15 protein-coding genes are annotated in these 16,913 nt (G+C 48.9%); 4 read left to right on the top strand and 11 right to left on the bottom strand.

Going from position 1 to position 16,913, the window contains the following annotated elements:
• Together B5D58_RS06420 and B5D58_RS06425 are read right to left on the bottom strand one after the other, a co-directional pair.
• The coding region (locus tag B5D58_RS06420) for a transposase (protein ID WP_143779551.1) at positions 1-272 on the bottom strand (272 nt) is incomplete at its 3' end.
• 179 nt (positions 273-451) lie between these two features.
• A complete protein-coding gene (locus tag B5D58_RS06425; protein ID WP_011111809.1) occupies positions 452-1,474 on the bottom strand; it encodes an Rpn family recombination-promoting nuclease/putative transposase in 1,023 nt (340 codons plus the stop codon).
• A gap of 122 nt (positions 1,475-1,596) precedes the next feature.
• On the opposite strand from B5D58_RS06425, the gene B5D58_RS06430 reads away from it, so the two are divergent.
• Positions 1,597-1,860 carry an AbrB/MazE/SpoVT family DNA-binding domain-containing protein gene (locus B5D58_RS06430; protein ID WP_011111810.1) on the top strand — a complete coding sequence of 88 codons (264 nt, stop codon included), beginning with the start codon at positions 1,597-1,599 and terminating at the stop codon, positions 1,858-1,860.
• A gap of 61 nt (positions 1,861-1,921) precedes the next feature.
• Positions 1,922-2,314 carry a type II toxin-antitoxin system VapC family toxin gene (locus tag B5D58_RS06435; protein ID WP_234989022.1) on the top strand — a complete coding sequence of 131 codons (393 nt, stop codon included), beginning with the start codon at positions 1,922-1,924 and terminating at the stop codon, positions 2,312-2,314.
• A gap of 87 nt (positions 2,315-2,401) precedes the next feature.
• Here the strand turns inward: B5D58_RS06435 and B5D58_RS06440 are convergent, their stop codons facing one another.
• The gene (locus B5D58_RS06440; protein WP_158297463.1) at positions 2,402-3,148 is read right to left on the bottom strand and encodes a head GIN domain-containing protein; all 747 of its coding nucleotides are present in this window, start codon (positions 3,146-3,148) and stop codon (positions 2,402-2,404) included.
• Between the two features lie 526 nt (positions 3,149-3,674).
• Here B5D58_RS06440 and B5D58_RS06445 point away from each other — a divergent pair.
• A complete protein-coding gene (locus B5D58_RS06445) occupies positions 3,675-4,253 on the top strand; it encodes a carbonic anhydrase (RefSeq protein WP_011111813.1) in 579 nt (192 codons plus the stop codon).
• A gap of 236 nt (positions 4,254-4,489) precedes the next feature.
• On the opposite strand, the gene B5D58_RS06450 is transcribed toward B5D58_RS06445, so the two are convergent.
• The 8 genes from B5D58_RS06450 to B5D58_RS06485 all read right to left on the bottom strand — a co-directional run bounded on the left by B5D58_RS06450 (position 4,490) and on the right by B5D58_RS06485 (position 13,847).
• Positions 4,490-5,746: a putative Na+/H+ antiporter gene (locus B5D58_RS06450; protein ID WP_011111814.1), complete on the bottom strand. Its 1,257-nt coding sequence runs from the start codon at positions 5,744-5,746 to the stop codon at positions 4,490-4,492.
• A gap of 55 nt (positions 5,747-5,801) precedes the next feature.
• Positions 5,802-6,906, bottom strand: a protein-coding gene (prfB, locus tag B5D58_RS06455) for a peptide chain release factor 2 (RefSeq protein ID WP_143023722.1) whose coding sequence is annotated in 2 segments (ribosomal slippage) — positions 5,802-6,824 and positions 6,826-6,906 — 1,104 coding nt in all. Because the reading frame shifts where the segments join, the coding sequence is not laid out codon by codon here.
• 39 nt (positions 6,907-6,945) lie between these two features.
• On the bottom strand, positions 6,946-8,073 hold the full coding sequence (locus B5D58_RS06460) for a DUF1207 domain-containing protein (protein WP_234989023.1): 1,128 nt from the start codon (positions 8,071-8,073) through the stop codon (positions 6,946-6,948).
• 157 nt (positions 8,074-8,230) lie between these two features.
• A complete protein-coding gene (locus B5D58_RS06465) occupies positions 8,231-9,037 on the bottom strand; it encodes a tellurite resistance TerB family protein (RefSeq protein ID WP_011111817.1) in 807 nt (268 codons plus the stop codon).
• Between the two features lie 264 nt (positions 9,038-9,301).
• Positions 9,302-10,516, bottom strand: coding sequence for a catalase family protein (locus B5D58_RS06470; RefSeq protein ID WP_011111818.1), 1,215 nt, complete (start codon positions 10,514-10,516; stop codon positions 9,302-9,304).
• A complete protein-coding gene (locus tag B5D58_RS06475; RefSeq protein ID WP_234989024.1) occupies positions 10,513-12,072 on the bottom strand; it encodes a Dyp-type peroxidase in 1,560 nt (519 codons plus the stop codon). The genes B5D58_RS06470 and B5D58_RS06475 overlap by 4 nt, the downstream gene beginning before the upstream one ends.
• Positions 12,054-13,358 (bottom strand): hypothetical protein, encoded by a 1,305-nt coding sequence (locus B5D58_RS06480; RefSeq protein ID WP_011111820.1) that lies wholly within the window; start codon positions 13,356-13,358, stop codon positions 12,054-12,056. The genes B5D58_RS06475 and B5D58_RS06480 overlap by 19 nt, the downstream gene beginning before the upstream one ends.
• 33 nt (positions 13,359-13,391) lie before the next feature.
• Positions 13,392-13,847 (bottom strand): hypothetical protein, encoded by a 456-nt coding sequence (locus tag B5D58_RS06485; RefSeq protein WP_011111821.1) that lies wholly within the window; start codon positions 13,845-13,847, stop codon positions 13,392-13,394.
• 383 nt (positions 13,848-14,230) lie between these two features.
• Between B5D58_RS06485 and B5D58_RS06495 the strand changes: the two genes are divergently transcribed.
• Complete coding sequence (locus B5D58_RS06495) at positions 14,231-16,900, top strand: c-type cytochrome (protein WP_011111822.1); 2,670 nt, start codon at positions 14,231-14,233, stop codon at positions 16,898-16,900.
• Positions 16,901-16,913 lie beyond the last annotated feature (13 nt).

The raw sequence follows: 16,913 nt of genomic DNA on the forward strand, positions 1-16,913 counted from the left end.
ATATATTGATTGTCCGGGTCTTCGGTCAAAACATCGAATATCTTTTCCCAAATACCGGCCTGTGCCCACCGCGTAAAGCGTTTGTGAGCAGTTTTCCATTTGCCATACCGCTCCGGCAGGTCATGCCAGTGCGCGCCGGAGCGTAAAACCCATAAAACACCATTTATGAACAATAGATTATCAGCACCATGTCGGCCACGATCCCCAATTTTCCCCGGTATAAACGGCTCTATTCGACACCATTGCTCCCTGTTCAATTCATAGCGTTTCATACATTCCTCACTGAAAATGTTAGACCTCTTTCAGTAAAGCAAAAATTATAGATGTTGAGAATCCGTAAATGTCGATTTGTCCTAGCGTTTTTTCCTGAATATATTCCGGGCTCAGAATAGAGCCCGGAGAACTTCTTCCTGCAAAATCCAGCAAGGAACCCCGCCACTTCCTGAACGGTTCATGCTTCAAACACTTCTTCGACCGTTTGTGCCGTCAGTATCTGTTCTCCCCAGGTCAGCAAGGTTTGCGAGTCCGCTGCCCTGATTCGGGTACGTATCGTCTCATTGATCGGACCAAAACGCCGTTCCAGCAGGCGCAGCAGAAACTCGGCTTCACCTTGCTGCAACCCTTCTTCGCGTCCCTCTTGTCGCCCCTCTTGTCGCCCCTGCTGCAATCCCTGTTGCAATCCCTTTTGTAATCCTTCCTCTATGCCTTGTTGTTTCCAGTCTTTGGTCCATTCCTTGACACGTTCTGCCAGCATGCTGTGTACCTCCTGTAAATCCTGAATTTCATCAAATCTAACCTTCGGCATTCTGCCAGGCAGAAATACCCGTTTTAACCAGACAGTAAATGTCCGCCGTAATCCGCTTTGTTGTGGTGATTGCAACCAGGCGATCAACGCCTGCAACACCTGTTGGACATCTTCCGGCGTACGACTGTTCTCCAGCCGAAATAATGCTGCTGTCAGATTGCGCAGGGTGGCCAGTTCATGATCATGATAGCTGCCTTCATCCAGCAGCAGATAATGTAGCTGTGGCCGATAGCGTTCCAATCCACCCGGGATCGGGATGATCAGTTCACTGATGTCTACCGGTGCCTGCCAGCGGTTATCACCATTGTATAGCACGACCGGCAGCACTGGCGGCAGTTGCTCACCCTTATGGATCGATTCACTTCTGATCAAATCCTGATACAGTAAACCGACGTAGGTCATGATCCGCACTGCCATGAACCAGTCTACCGTGGACTGGAATTCGAGCAGCAGGTAGACATACAGCCAGTCTTTTCCCCAGCGTATGCGCCAGATGATGTCGTCTTCCCGTTCCCGTAAATCGTCACTAATATAGCTACCGCTGACTTTCTCTAATGTAGAAAAATCCAGTTCATTGACCCATTCTTCCCGAACGAAGCCACGCAGCAGATCAGCTACCATCTCGGCATGTGAAAACAATGCTTTGTAACTGTGATCGTGATCCATCATCAGGTAAGTGTAGCAAAGACAGGAAGAAATTATCCTCAGAGTTGATGGTTCCCACGCTGGAGCGCCACTGCCATTAAGAGTAGAATTCTAACTAGGAATTCTTACTTTTTGGGAACCTGGATATGCAAGTTACTGACAAAGGACAAGTTACGATCCCCAAACGCCTGCGCGATGCTGCCGGCTTTCTGCCCGGCAGCCAGGTCACCTTCTCGTTGGAAGGAGGAAAGATCATCATCAGCAAGACCGGCATGGGAACTGACGACCGACGTAAGTCGCTGCGCGCTGCTGCCGCAAAGGTACGCAAAAGCCTGGATGAGCCATTCAAGCAGATGAACAGCGACGACATCATGGCGTTCCTGCGCCCGGATGGCGACGATTGTGCATGACTTGTCCAAATATGACGGCTCGGCGGGTTTCTTAGTCGATACCAATATTTGGATCGACTGCATGGACACCGATAGCCGGTGGCACGACTGGTCCGTGGATCAGCTTCAGATCTGTAGCGAGCAGGCGCCACTGCACATCAATCTGATGATCTACACTGAGTTGCTTATCCCGGGACCAGACATAGATGCTCTGGACACGATGCTTGATATCTACGATACCCTGCGCAGTCCCTTACCATGGTCGTGTGCCGGGCTGGCGGCGAAAGCCTATCTGAACTATCGCCGTCGGGGTGGCACTCGACTCGTACCGTTGCCGGATTTCTACATTGGCACCCATGCGGCTGTTGCCAATCTAAGTGTGCTCAGTCGGGACGTAAAACCTTATCACAACTATTTTCGGCGCTTGCGCTGCGTCGGTCCAGATGAAACAGCCGAGCAGCATACAGACGGATAGAAATAACCAATCAACATACAAGCAAGTACGACATATATGCCCTATTTGCATCATACAAATGACTACAGACAATAAGGGAAATCTTATTTACCGATAGCTGACGCGTGAAACCCCTCGCGTGTTGACTGATCTTTGAGACGGATTGCAGTAAACCTTGAAATGCACGGCACCAGCAAGTGATCCTGCCACTGATTTTTTAGCGCATACAGCTATGTTACCTGCGCCTGTAGCATCAATTTCAACATTATCTACTGTGAAATCTCTTGCTGTTGTATTACCTGCCCCGGATAGATTTAACTTAAGCGTGCTTGCCTGACCTTCGATATTTATACTGCCGGCACCACTTTTTCTGACAGATAAGCCATCAGGAAAGTCACCATAAATATTTGTGCTACCCGCCCCGGAGATTTTGAGTTTTTGAAGTGAGATACTTTCTACAATTACATTGAGGTTATCATTTCCTGGGCCTGGCCTGCGGATGATTAATTCTCCATCGGATGAATTGACCTCAACAGATTCCACATAATTGCTATCTCCGGAAATTATGACTCTGTTTTCACTACTGGTTTTTATTTCAGTATTGAACGCACCCGATAAAACCAGTGATGTATACGGTTCAGGTGAATAGGATTTACTGACTGCTATGCCAGCTGGTGTCATTGCGTTTTGTTCATTATTACTCGAACAATTTACACTTGAATATGAAACACTGTTTCCTGAACGGGAATAGGCGGATGCAGAGCCACTCTCAGCGCAGCTAACACTGGTTGAAGTATCAGCAACGCTTACGTTGATGCAGAGCAACAGCATTATTGAAACGGTTGCTTTCTTCAAGATCTGATTCCGCATAAAAATTTTCCGTATGCTCTAAGGAACCTCTGCACGCATCCTCCATGAGCCGCATTGCAGGCAAAATCATGATGATCGCAAGGAGCGCAACGAAGATCGTAGTTATTCTACGATGCCGAGGCGCGTGACACGGCGAGCGCGTGATTTTGCCACAACCCTTCAGGGCACTGGTTTTGCAGACGGACTGCAGCGTTGAGTTCGTTGTGAAAGGAGTAGCCATTCACTGCCTCACTCGCCTTGCATTCCATCCGCAAAACACAGTGTGCGACCATGTGGGATGTGTGCAGAGGTTCCCTAACCCGATCAAGCTACGATTTTACCGCTACACAGTAGCGCAGTAGGATGTAGTGAGGTACAAACCGCATCCTACTAATTTATATATATTTTTTACCAACCCCGATATATTCCATATAAATATAAATTACAGCTGATTAGCCATAATAACAAAGAGGTTGAAAATAGATTTAAAAAATATCTATGATTAGCAGTTACAAAATTTTATGGAGAGAAAATGAAAAAACAGTCTTGTTCACACACAACCGAAGATGTTCCGTTTCCACAAGCCAATCGGAGGAAATTTCTTCAGCTCGCTGCGCTTGGTAGTAGCATAGGTTTATTTTCAGTGGTATCAGGGATATCGGAAGCCCGTGCAGAAAAAAAAGCAGGTACATTACTTTTAAGTTGTATGGATTACCGCCTGATGGATGAAATTGAACGCTACATGCTCCGTCGAGGGTTGTACCACAACTATGACCATATTGTATTGGCCGGTGCTTCACTGGGTGCTGTTACAGATAAATATCCTGCCTGGAGCAGGACCTTCTGGGATCATCTCGACCTGGCGGTCAATCTGCACGAGATACACACCGTTATGGTGATGGATCATCGTGACTGTGGTGCATATAAGATATTACTTGGAGAAGATTACTCCAAGGATACAGATAGAGAAACGGCAGAACACACTATAAAACTCACACAGCTCAAAGATATGATCAATAAAAAATATCCAAAAATAGAGGTTGAAACACTGTTGATGGGGCTGAATGGTGAAGTAGAAGCTATTCCAACTGCTGTAGCAAAACAGGGGTAAGGAGAATATCTGATATTCAATTTGGTTCAGGTTTTTATTGTTCCAAATCTCTTTTACCACTGAATCCAGCATAGTAGGATACGGTGAGGTACGAACCCGCATCCTACTGTGTTGATCACATTTTTCGAAACAACACACTATTTCCCAGAAGCTAATAGCAGCACACGCCAGCGCACCCTGCGCTTTTCCACTGTCCAGAGCTTGTTTGTTGGGCAGCCATCGTTAATCGCGTTTGATTACAGCAACCGGAATGCCAGTGCCGCAATGAAGGTGGGGATTGCTGCAGTTAGCAACAGCCTGAAGGGGTGCACCGCCTCATCATCGAAATGATTACGCAGGATAGCTATACCCGCCGGGTTGGGTGCATTCGCAATGAGAGTCAGGCCACCTCCTGTCACTGCACCACTGACGAGGGCATATTTGAGATCGTCGGATAATCCTTCGACCAGCGAACCCAGATAGGTCAGTGCTGCGTTGTCGGTCACTGCGGTCAGCAGGGTTGCACCGAGGAACATCTGGTCGCTGGTCATGCTCATCAGCAGCGGTTGCAACCACCACTGCTGCTGGCCGCCCAACACTACCAGCCCCGCCAGAAAAAAGGCAACCAGCAGACCTTCACGCAGAATCAGTCGATCCTGATATTGCTGATAGGCGTGGGTAATTCCCAGAAAAAACAGGAACAGCCCCATGAACATGGCCGGGTGATGAGAGAACATCACGATGCCCGCCAGAAATGCCAGATGCACCCCGGCCAGCACAGGCGGTACAGCCTCATGACGATTGTTCTCGGTTACCGGCAGCAATCGCAGTTCTTCACGGAACAGCAACGTGACACACAGCGCATTCGCCACTACGGCGATGGCTGCCTTCCAGCCGAAAGTCGTCAGCATGAAAGCCGTATCCCAATTCCATTTACTTGCCACCATCAGAACGGGGGGTGCGGCAAAATGTGTCAATGTACCGCCGATGGAAATATTGACGAACAGTACAGCCAGGATGGCGTACTTCATGTGTGCAGAGATCCCTTTCGCGAAAATATGTTCGGCCAGGATCAGTGCAGCCAGTGTCATGGCAGCAGGCTCGGTAATGAACGAACCGAGCAGAGGAATCAATGTCAGGATGGTAAAGCAGAATCCCATACTGCCCGGCAGGGGAATGAGGCGAGTGGCCAAATGAACCGCAGCCATCGCTGTCTGCAGGATCGGGCGGGTACCTGCAATCACCATGATGGCAAAAACGAACATCGGTTCGGTGAAATTGCGGGAATCAACGTAATGTATCGCTGCGGCTTCACCTTCGATGGTGAACAGAGCTACCACCAGCACCAGTGCCCAGAAGCCAAACACCACCTCCACTTCACCCAGCAGATGCCACAGCCCGGCATGTGCAGGTTGGATATACGCCAGTCGCTTGAAGAATCCGGTGCTAAAAGTGTGCAGGATGGCAAGGGCAAATAACCCTGCACCCATCAGTTCGATGAGGGTCGGTGTCATGTTTTATCCTGGAATATCAGCCCGTACCCTCCGTGCTTTGCCAGCAGGTGAAAGGTCATACCCCCTGCTTGAGACTTGCTTCGATGAATGTATCCAGATCACCATCGAGTACAGCCTGGGTATTGCCGATCTCGATATTGGTGCGCAAATCCTTGATACGGGACTGATCCAGCACATAAGAGCGAATCTGGTGACCCCAGGCGATATCGGTTTTGGAATCTTCGATGGCCTGTTTGGTCTCGTTGCGTTTTCTCAGTTCTGCTTCATACAAACGGGATTTCAGTACTGTCATGGCATCAGCACGGTTGCGGTGCTGGGAGCGGCCACTCTGGCATTGAACGACGATACCGGTTGGAATATGCGTGATCCGGACAGCTGAATCTGTTTTATTGATATGCTGCCCGCCCGCGCCTGAGGCACGAAAGGTATCTACCCGCAAATCGGCTGGATTGATGTCGATTTCGATACTGTCATCCACTTCCGGATAGACAAACACGCTGGCAAAGGAAGTATGCCGCCGGTTACCGGAATCAAATGGTGATTTACGCACCAGCCGGTGCACACCCGTTTCTGTGCGCAGATAGCCATAGGCATATTCACCGCTTATCTTGAGCGTGGCACTCTTGATACCGGCTACGTCGCCAGGAGATTCTTCCAGCAGTTCCACTCCCAGTCCGCGCCGTTCACAGTAGCGCAGGTACATTCTTTCCAGCATCGATGCCCAGTCCTGTGCTTCAGTTCCACCCGAACCGGACTGGATATCGACAAAACAGTTATTAGGATCCATCGGATCGGAAAACATCCGGCGAAACTCCATCCCGGCCAGTGTCTGATCGAGTTCCGTGACATCATCGGCAATGCTTTGCAGGGTTTCTTTGTCGTTTTCTTCCTGGGCGATCTGCAGCAGTTCATGCGTATCCCGCAATTGACGATCGACCGATTGCAGAGTATGTACGATGTTTTCGAGAGATTTTTTCTCACGCCCCATTTCCTGGGCGCGATCCGGATCATTCCAGATGGCGGGATCTTCAGACTGGCGTTCCAGCTCCGTCAGCCGTATTTGCTTGGCATCGAAGTCAAAGATACCTCCGCAAATCAAGACTTCTTTGCTTCATGCCTTCCAGCTGTTCGGTCATTGCATTGATTTGTTCGGCTTCCATGACAGTATCCTACCCAAAGCGGTTGATTATACTGTAAGTCTAGTAATGATAGTGTGCGCCGATACCGAGATATTCCACCTTTTCCCTGAAGAACTGGCCGGTAGGGGAATATCCGTTGAAGTATTCAAGCAGAAATTGAAGTTTCCTGTTGAAGGCCTGAAAATTATCGAACTGAATACCGGCTCTGGCAGATATATCAGCATTCCAGTTATTCTGTTCGTAATTCTTGATATCCACGGCAAAAACCGGCCGTACCAATGCAAACTCCATTTGCCACGGACTTCTGAACTCTATACCGTATTGCGCTGACCAGGGCTTGATCGCCGACGGTTCTTTGCGAAAAACCCCACCACCCCCGCCATAAACACGTATTCCATACGGGAATTCATAGGAAAGTCTGAGATCGGCGGCCTCATAACTAAGATTGATACGCTCTATATCAGTGAGTTTTCTCAACAGGAATTCATCGCCAAGATGAGAACTCTGATGATAAATACGGGCAAAAGCGGAAGCATTACCTGCCCGTACGCTGGTATAGATTCCTCCGATAAAATCGGTATTGATGAGATCAGTTGAGGAAGCACCCAGGTTGAAATCACTGAATATACCGGCCTGGAGCCCGACCTCCCACTGCACGATCGATTGCCCGATATTGGCACGGTAAAATGGTATCGTTTCACCGAAGCTGACAGAGCCATTATGATTACCGTCTACATTTCTTCCCACATAATTACGGTAGGCAGCCGAGAAATGATTCCAGCGTGGGTCAGCCAGTAATGGCTTGAATAAATGACCTTCCGGCAGGGGGCCAGTTGCCAGCATCGTTGAGCGTGTTGCCAAAGCGCCTTTATCGACAATCGCCTCATCTGGCTCCGGAGAAGCAAGTGAAGGTTGCTGTGCGGTATATTCCACTATTTCCACTCTGGTAACACCGGGAATCTCCGAGAACAGCTGCGTAATCCTGGTACGGTCTTCTGCCGGCAATTTGTCAGCTGGCAGCGTAATATTGCCATTCCGCACGGTTAATGAAGGGAGATCGATCCCGAACTGAAATTTCAGAATGGCTGCAGCATAACCAGCGATATAGGAATCATCTGATGCCGGTGTCGCAGCACTTACAGGGAAAGTACAGAATATTGCGGCTATGATAATTGACAGAAATCGCACAATATCACCTTGGCAGGAAGAATTTTTGATCCTGATAACAGGCAGGCGTAACGGGATATTCGGGTATCCCCTGCTCTCTGTTAAAACCGGATAAAAAATAACACTCTTCTTTTCCAGCCAGGTGTTTGAAAGACTGCCTGGCTGAAAAGTACACAACTCAGCTTATTTCAGGAGCACCGGTCAGTTGATGCAGCCGGGCAACCGCTGCCGCATCCAGACCCAGCAGTTTTGCCAGCTCGCGAAGGTAGTTCTCTTCCTTTTCGGTATCGACATTGATCGCCAGCAATGAGGCACTGTAAACCTCGGCTGCAACGACCTGATTCGGCACCTCGGCTACCAGCGCAGCCATATCCGCAGGACGACGTAATTCCTCGTCTACCAGTTGTCGTTCGGCCTCGGTAACACCATCCTCACCCACCTTGCCCAGAATACGCGCGTTCTCCTGTTCATCAATGATACCATCCGCCTTTGCGGCAGCAATCATCGCACGCACGATCAAACGCTGGGTATCCGGGTCATCAATTGCTTCCATGGCATATCGATCGATATCAGCTGCACTGGCTGAAGTATTGCCGGCAGCCAGGTGTCCTTTCAGCGCATTCAGTGCCAGAGAACCGAGGATTGCCATAGCACTGCCGCCAAGTGCTCCTTTGCTTGCTTTGACACCCCCACTCAACAATGCTCCTGCGAGCGCACCAATGCCGGTCAGTTGACTTCCAGTCAGCTTACCTGTTTGTTTGCTGCCAAAGAAACCGCGTATCAGATTGAGCAAACCACCGCTGGTCGATGCAGAGTCACGCCCGCTACCATTATCATTGTCATTCAGTAAATTTCCGAGAAACTGCTCCAGTTTGCCACCAGCCCCGTCCAGTTCCAGTGAACCGAGAGCCTGATCCAGGCGCGAACGACTTTGTCCTGAAATACCCTGTTGCAGAAACTGACCGATAATGTTTGCAAAACTCATAGTTATATACTCCTTGTGGTTGGCCCTACGTGTATGAAAACGATCAATTACACCGACGGCCACCATTTAGTTTTGCCTGTACCACGATGATGGTCAGTCGACCTTCAACTGCTGTTACGATGGATGATAAATGAGTAAAAATGACTTCTGTTTCTATTTTCTTTTACCGGACGATACTTCAAAGCCAGTCTGATTGGCAAGAATTTTCTCTCTAAGCCAAAGCATCCGAAATCACCTTATGATCAGGCATTCGACAGGGTGCAATTAATCAAATACTTCATCTCCTGTCGGTTCAAGGTGAGTGGTTTCATTCATCTCCTGACGGAATCGGGATAATTCATAATACATTCTAAAACGCGCCCGGTTGATATTACCCAACGGCCGGTGTTCAGGAAGGCAATGCCAGGGATTCATTTTCAGACGCTTGGCAAACTCGAACTGCGCATCCGAATCGAATTTCTGTCTGGGAATATGGATGGTAGCAGCAGGAATGAATGAAGAAAGCTTTTCCGGCCAGCGCACTGAGCTGTCCTCGATAGGCATCAAATGGGGATCAGTTTGTACCTGGATCATGAGATCAAACTCGACATCTTTTTCATTGAGCGTCTTGATCATGTTCTCCCGTAAATAGTTGAACGGTGGTGTGCCAAAAGGCAAGCCAGGAATATGCCTTTCAACCTCTTTCGTTTTTGGCACAAATGAATACATCATTGCCTGGCCTTCACCCAGCAGATAAGGTGTACAGCTCCAGTAGCGCTGTCCCAGCGGATTGTACTGAGTTGCTGTCCACAGGCTCTGCATGAAAAAATCGAGCAAGTGAGAATCTTTCGGATTGAGAAAGTAATAAAGTGTCATATCCACCAGACTCCAGTATTGCAACTTGGCATTTTCCCGCGTGTTGGGCGTAACGAATGTCGCCCCTCCGCTGGTTGCAATGAAGTCTTGCGTCAATTTTTCTTCACTCATCAGTTTCTCGCCCGGCACCCCCATGATTTTCATTGCCATACTCATAAACCCGACATCATTAATATCAGCAGGCACATTCGGGCCCGGTCCGGAATAGCGGATATATGCCGGATAACTGCGCGGATTGGCAAAAATACCTTTGCGGCAATGCTCCGGCAGATCATCCCGGATAGTAATGGTGGCACGCACGATACCGTGTGTTTTGGTATTACCCCCTCGTTCATAACCTCCCGGTTTGAAGCGCCCGCGCATCTGATCCATCATGAGATCGATAATTTTGTTCAGGCTTTCTTCTTCGTCGGGATCAAATCTTTCTTCCGCCAGTTCAAGATCAGAATCCTTGTTCTTGCGTCGCCGATTAATCAGAAACTGGATCAATCTTGAGCCAGGTTCGCGAAAAAGATAATCCCACTGCGGTCGAAACCAGGGTTCCAATCGACGCTCGATGCGCAGCAACAAAATCAGGAAATTATGAATCGCTTTGAGTACCCGGTTTTTGATTGTCATGTTCATGATGAACCGCCGTTTCCGTTAGCAGGTAAAGCTGAAATGTATTTGAGTGCACGCAACCCGGGCATGAAAAAATATCCGCCACCCAGTACAGTCGTAAACTGCGGTAAATGACAGGTTTTTTGCATCGATCCGGATGAAGTGGGGCGATTGAAATGATCCGTGCTGTTACCGTTTATCATCGGTTCACGATTTCCCAGCAAGGGATCCGGCTCCTCCTGCAAGCCACCAAATTTGCCATTCACAATCCAGGCATTCTGGACAAATTCAAACTGTCGCCCTATGTTGGCTACCAGGCAGATGAACTGCAAACCACGTTCAGCAGCAGGTGCATCCGGTTTGACAGCGTCCCCCGGTGCAAGGACAGGGCCATAGCTGCGACCACGCCGCAACAAACGGTGAAAACGAGAAGAAGCAATGAGATCTTCCTCCGGTTTTTGTCCAAACCCCAGGATTTTAACCAACCGGTTTATCAGTGCGATCGCACCGGTACCCGTTACAGCCGTCGGCAAATCGCCTGTCCGGGGATTGGCCCTGCGCACATGAGCACTGACTGGGCAATGATTCCCTTTCGGATCGAGGTCATAGGTAAAATGATTGCCATGATCCTTGGGCAAAATTCCCGGAATGTGCTCCGCAATCAAGGGCGTACCATTCCGTTCTCTGCCCACCATCGATGCGGCAAGCCGCTCCCGCTTCTCCGGGATGGAATCCGATACCTTGTCGAGAAATTGCCAGAAACCGGGAACATTCTGCTCCAGTTGCCGAAGTACCAGATACGTTCCATTGCGGCCAAAATCTTTCCGTGCAGGATCATCTTTGGCATCCGGCAGATTCACGGCAAACCGGTCTTTTTGAAGGTCGATCAACGGTCGTGCAGTGTATTGCCCATATTCATTGGGATAACCAAGCACCATTTCGCCGGCAGCCAGTAAATTGGTGTAGCGGTCATTTGCATGTGAATCCGTATCATGCCGATCTGCCCAGTCAATCGCGGGCTGACTGATCCCATCCTCAAACCCGAAAGGATCAGTTCGCCCCATGTCCGAGGTGGGCAGATACTGCAGCAGCTGAAATGCCTGTGAGAAATACTCGCCTTCTACCGTTGCTTTCCAGGCATCAAGCCCCCCCTTTCTGGCATAAAGCAATAACAAGATATGCGGTACGTCTGCACCCTCCCCCCATTTCCAGTACTTCGGCGCATTGTGTCCAATATCACCGAGCCGACGAGAGCAGTTTTCATTTCTGGTCATGCCATGAACGAATTCATCGGAAAAACCATCAATAATGGATTCATCAATGCCCAATGCACGCAAACCCTGCACGGAAAAAGCGATCTGCAGTGCCGTATCAGGCGGTGGATGAATTGCAATGGCACTGCTGACCGGCGCTGTGCTCAACCATTGTCTGGCGGCACTGGCATCCGCAATTTTCAGCAACATGAAGCAGGTATCAGCCAGCTTTCCGTATCCAAAACGCAGCAATCCCTGTACATCATCGAATTCAAAATTGCCGGATTCTTTCATGTATATACCCCCTCTCAGATCAGGCTGAGCCATTCACGGATTTCCGCATCATCCGACTGGCGAATTTCCACGCCTTGCCGAATACGGCTGTTGCGCACCAGATCAACGGCGGTCAGTCCCGGATAAGCCTTGTACCAGACCTCGGTAGGTATCTGATGCCGCCTTTGCGTGTATTTGAATGCGTGCTCACGCTGCGCGCCTTCCTTAATCATCCACCTTGTCGTCGGGTAGCCGACAGCATTGCTAAAGGTCAGGTTCAGCCCCCAGCCAACCTTGTTGATGAAATCATCCATATAGCTTTCGTGGCTGCCATCGTAATTACTGGCAAAGAAAACGCGATGGTTGTTATCCATGAATACCCAGCGGGCGAAATGGATCGTTTTGATGCGCGCAAGAAAGCCGTGATTGTAAACATGCCTGGCAAACCAGTCGGTCAGCAGGAGGATGAATTTAAAGGTCAACAGGCGGAACAACCCTGGTTTTACATCCCCAAACACGCTGTATTGATTGCTGACATCCCAATCTTCCTGTTCGGAAAGCGCTTCGATATGTGAGTAGGCAGGCCGGATGAAGAGTTCAGGATCAGAGCGCTCCCGCTTTCTCAACCATAATGCAAAGAAGGGAGCAATCACCAATAGCAATGGAGAGAAAAGCAACAGGACCAGCGGCACGCCGATTTTATGCAGCAGATTACGGGTTCTCCATTCACTCGGCGTTGGCTCCGGCGGGGAAAGCACAAGCCTGCCTTTATACTTTTCCATTTCGACATGTGACAAAAGCTTTTGCCGTAGAGTATGAATATTTTCCCGCCCGACCTCTGCAACAATTTTCTGTAAACAGTCAGACAGGCTGTGATGTAGCGCTGCTTCTTCATGGATCTGCCTGACGGTTCGACCCACCCAGTTAACGTAATTGGCGCCGGGGCTGACATTACGCATCTTCATCCACTCCAGCAAATTCTGATTTCCCGTAGAGAAATCATCACAGTGGGAGAAGATTTTTGTCAGCCCCGATTCTGCACGTTCCACGAGCTCTGCCAGGAAAGTGTGCATATCCCCGTCGATGTCACCCAGGAAAGCAAGCATGGGCCGCCATGGCCGTGGTTTTACACCGAACTCTTTAATCTCTTGTAGCGTTTTTGCTTCTATGATCACAAACCGTGCAAAATGCAAGCGATCCAGTTTCCCGAATGGAATCAGGTCATTATCAGGATCAGCATGCCCGGGGATTGTATTCATCGAAGCGAGCAAGGTACGCAAATCCTGCAGTTGCCCAACACGTACCGTCGCAGCAATCATGAAGGCAGATTGAGGTGTCATGGTCTTCTATCCCGAAAACAGTTGGACAGCGCGTTATTGGGTGTCGCTTTGCGTCAGGGCAAAATCCAGGACGCGCGTTTTGCCCCACCAGACTTTTCCAAGATAAACACCAGGCTCAACCTCGCGAATCTCATCGCGAATCACTTTGGCAACGAATGAAGTTTTAGAGTAATCAATGACGATGGTGTCTTGCCCGTCGAGCCAACTCTTATCGCGATACACCTTTGCAACGATAAACGTCAAACCAAACGGCGTAATCTTGTTGACAAGGACACCCGCCTGACCGCCTGGACAAAATAAATCAAATACCTTGCCCTGCCAGGCAAAAAGGCGTGCAAAAGCAGCCACTGTTTTTGAAAAGAATGATCCCGCCAGAATTGCCGTGCCGCGTGTATCGCCTGCCGGAATATTTCCCGGCGTGGCATGACGATAGATTTCATCCAGTTCTTCACGTGATTTCCCCAACCAAGCTCTGACCGTATTATTCATTTCAGTTACTCCTCATGGTTATACCAAAAACAAATAAACAGAATCGTCTGACAACACGTGATCCGAAACAGGATGATCCAGGACAAGCACCTTACCTATTCAACAAGCTGAACCCCCCTCGCAGAAAAGAATCAATCTGTATCGAATTCAAAGACCACACTCACAATAACTTTATTCCTGGTTTACCCAATATGCAATTGTTTGATCACCTCAAAACAGAAAAACAGGATTATGCTGAATAACTATTGGCTATCTAATTTTCTCTAAAATTAATTCAAACATAGTAATACCCTCAGTAGAAAAAGGGATATATTATGAAAGCATACTGCAGTAATGGCTTCAAACTTTAGCTTGCCCTGATCAACATTTAACTGGAGATCATCATGAAAACATGTAGAAATATCTTTTATTTCACCGGGATCAGCTTGGTTTTACTTCTTGCAGGATGTTCAGATGATTTATCTCTGAAAATTGCAGCCGAATGTATCAAAGGTAATCACATCCAGTCCGGATCGGTTCTGGATGAAGCACAGTGTGTAAACAGATCTGCAGAGAGCTTTCCGGGAGCGGATGAAGATTATTTCAAGGATATGGATTATGGAATCAGCCAGACTCCTGATAAGGTAGTCGCTGCCCTTGAGCCCTTCGTGCCCGGCGTTTCACAGAATCCGGACGAGGCTGTCAAATCGATAGTCAGAGGCCGAAACAACTGGATCGTCTGGACGGGTGGCAACGACAAGTTCTGGGATTATATGAGCGTGAAGAGCTTTGGCAGCTTCGATCTGCTGAAAGTGCTGTCGAATCATCCCAGGCTTGTGAAAAATCCGGGATACAGCCGCGACAACCGATGGCACTGGTTTGGTCTGGTCAATGAACCGTGTTTCATAAAAAATACCGACGCGCAAGGCAAACTGGTCGGGCGTGAAGATCGTTTCGGCCTATATCTGGATGTACGAGATCCGACCTGTCCTGCTGATCCGTTTGAAAATGAGGAAAAATATCCAGGCGTCAAAATTGGTGCGCGTGGCAAAACCGTGCCAGTGGGGTCTTATTATGGTTATGCGACTGGTATTGTAGGTCTGCGCCTGTTTCCCAATCCCGATTTCAATGAAGCCGCAAAAAAACGCTGGGATGCCGAAAAATATTATTCTGATCCGAATTACTACAATAATCCCAAACTGGTCAAACCGTACCGGGTGGGAATGGCTTGCAGTTTCTGTCACGTAGGACCCAACCCGACCAACCCGCCTGAAGATCCGGAAAATCCGCAGTGGGCCAATCTCAATTCCAATCCCGGGGCACAGTATTTCTGGTTCGACCGGGTATTCGCGTACGAGGCCGATAAAACCAGTTTCGCCTACCAGCATCTCCATACCAACCGGCCGGGTGCTTTGGATACCTCACTCATCTCCACCGACTACATCAACAATCCGCGTACCATGAACGCTGTTTACAGCCTTCCTGCACGGATGCTGAATACCTTACGCTGGGGTGAAGAAAAATTGAACGGTGGCGAGCGGGATAACAAGCAGTTCAATCATTTCGACGAAATCCCTGCCGACAGCCCGCTCAGAGCCTTTTTCAAAGATCCGGATACGGTACTGACGCCGCGTGTGCTCAAAGATGGTGCGGATTCGGTCGGTGCACTGGGCGCATTGAATCGTGTTTTCATCAATATCGGTTTGTTCAGTGAAGAATGGCTACAGCACATCAATCCCCTGGTAGGAGGAAAGCCGTTTACACCTTTCCCGATCAAAATAGCCGAACAGAATTCCAGCTACTGGCGGGCAACCGAGCAGCAGACGCTGGATGGCGCCTTGTTTTTTCTGGTTGCCACCCCTCCGGATCATTTGAAGGATGCTCCCGGGGGTAAACATTACCTGACCGATGATGAAGAAACTCTGGAACATGGTAAGAAGGTATTTGCCGAGCATTGTGCTGCTTGCCATTCGAGTAAATTACCGGACGAGGCAAACAAGTTTTTCCCTGATAAAGGGTGTGTCGGCCCTGATTACTTGAAGTGCTGGAATCAGTATTGGCACTGGACCAACTCACCCGAATTCAAGGAGAAAATGACAAAGCTGGTCATGGAAGAAGATTTTCTCAAAGAGAATTTCCTGTCCACGGAGTTACGCATCCCGGTAACTCTGCTGGAAACCAATATTTGTGCGTCGATCGCGACCAATGCCATCCAGGGAGATACCTGGGACAATTTTTCTTCGACTTCCTACAAAAATTTGCCTTCGGTAGGAAAAGCACTGATCCATCATCCAGTTACACGCAAACCTGCAGATCACGTCATGCCAGACGGGGGACGTGGTTATATTCGTCCACCTTCCCTTTCGAGCATTTGGTCTACAGCACCATTTTTACTGAACAATACGGTCGGGAAATTTTATCCCTCGGGTTCAGTGGAAGATCGTATGAAATCTTTCGAGATCAGTATCGAGCAGCTGCTATGGCCCGAAAAACGCTACTGCGATCAGAAAGATCTGTACTACTACGGACAGGATAAAGAAGGAAAAGGCTCCTATGCCTATGATTCGGAAGCAGCAGGCAGTTGCGAAGGAAAAACCTATCTGACCCGATCCGGCAAAGAAGTACCGGGTATTATCGACCGGACGACAGAAAGGAGTGAGCTAAAAGTACCGAAAGGTTACCTGCCATGGTATGTCAGAATTCTCCCTATTGGTGATGGGTTGGAGCTTGGTCCATTCCCTGAAGGCATTCCTGTGAATCTGGTTTCCAATACCAATATGGAAATGAACTGGGGGCAGCGGCTTTCTCTTTCGTGGGATCTTGCAAGGGCTATCGGGTGGGATATCTTTGATTTGTGGAAAGCCCAGGAACATCCTGAAAGCATGACTGATGAAGAGCTGCGCAAAATATTGAGCGGGATAGTCGATCCTTTACTGGGCGTTAACAAATGTCCGGATTTTGTCGTTAACCGCGGGCATTATTTCGGCACAGACTACCTCCCGGCAGAAGAAGGCAGAACAGCGCTCGATGATAACGATAAACGTGCTTTGATCGAGTTTCTCAAGACCATGTAATTCTGTAACGGCG

The sequence above is a fragment of the Nitrosomonas europaea genome (assembly GCF_900167395.1).
GTDB lineage: Bacteria > Pseudomonadota > Gammaproteobacteria > Burkholderiales > Nitrosomonadaceae > Nitrosomonas > Nitrosomonas europaea.

Coding starts and splice junctions, on each gene's coding strand:
- B5D58_RS06425 (WP_011111809.1), bottom strand. CDS start 1,474: ATGATGGATCACGATCACAGTTACAAAGCATTGTTTTCACATGCCGAG.
- B5D58_RS06430 (WP_011111810.1), top strand. CDS start 1,597: ATGCAAGTTACTGACAAAGGACAAGTTACGATCCCCAAACGCCTGCGC.
- B5D58_RS06435 (WP_234989022.1), top strand. CDS start 1,922: ATGGACACCGATAGCCGGTGGCACGACTGGTCCGTGGATCAGCTTCAG.
- B5D58_RS06445 (WP_011111813.1), top strand. CDS start 3,675: ATGAAAAAACAGTCTTGTTCACACACAACCGAAGATGTTCCGTTTCCA.
- B5D58_RS06450 (WP_011111814.1), bottom strand. CDS start 5,746: ATGACACCGACCCTCATCGAACTGATGGGTGCAGGGTTATTTGCCCTT.
- B5D58_RS06465 (WP_011111817.1), bottom strand. CDS start 9,037: ATGAGTTTTGCAAACATTATCGGTCAGTTTCTGCAACAGGGTATTTCA.
- B5D58_RS06470 (WP_011111818.1), bottom strand. CDS start 10,516: ATGAACATGACAATCAAAAACCGGGTACTCAAAGCGATTCATAATTTC.
- B5D58_RS06475 (WP_234989024.1), bottom strand. CDS start 12,072: ATGGCTCAGCCTGATCTGAGAGGGGGTATATACATGAAAGAATCCGGC.
- B5D58_RS06480 (WP_011111820.1), bottom strand. CDS start 13,358: ATGACACCTCAATCTGCCTTCATGATTGCTGCGACGGTACGTGTTGGG.
- B5D58_RS06485 (WP_011111821.1), bottom strand. CDS start 13,847: ATGAATAATACGGTCAGAGCTTGGTTGGGGAAATCACGTGAAGAACTG.
- B5D58_RS06495 (WP_011111822.1), top strand. CDS start 14,231: ATGAAAACATGTAGAAATATCTTTTATTTCACCGGGATCAGCTTGGTT.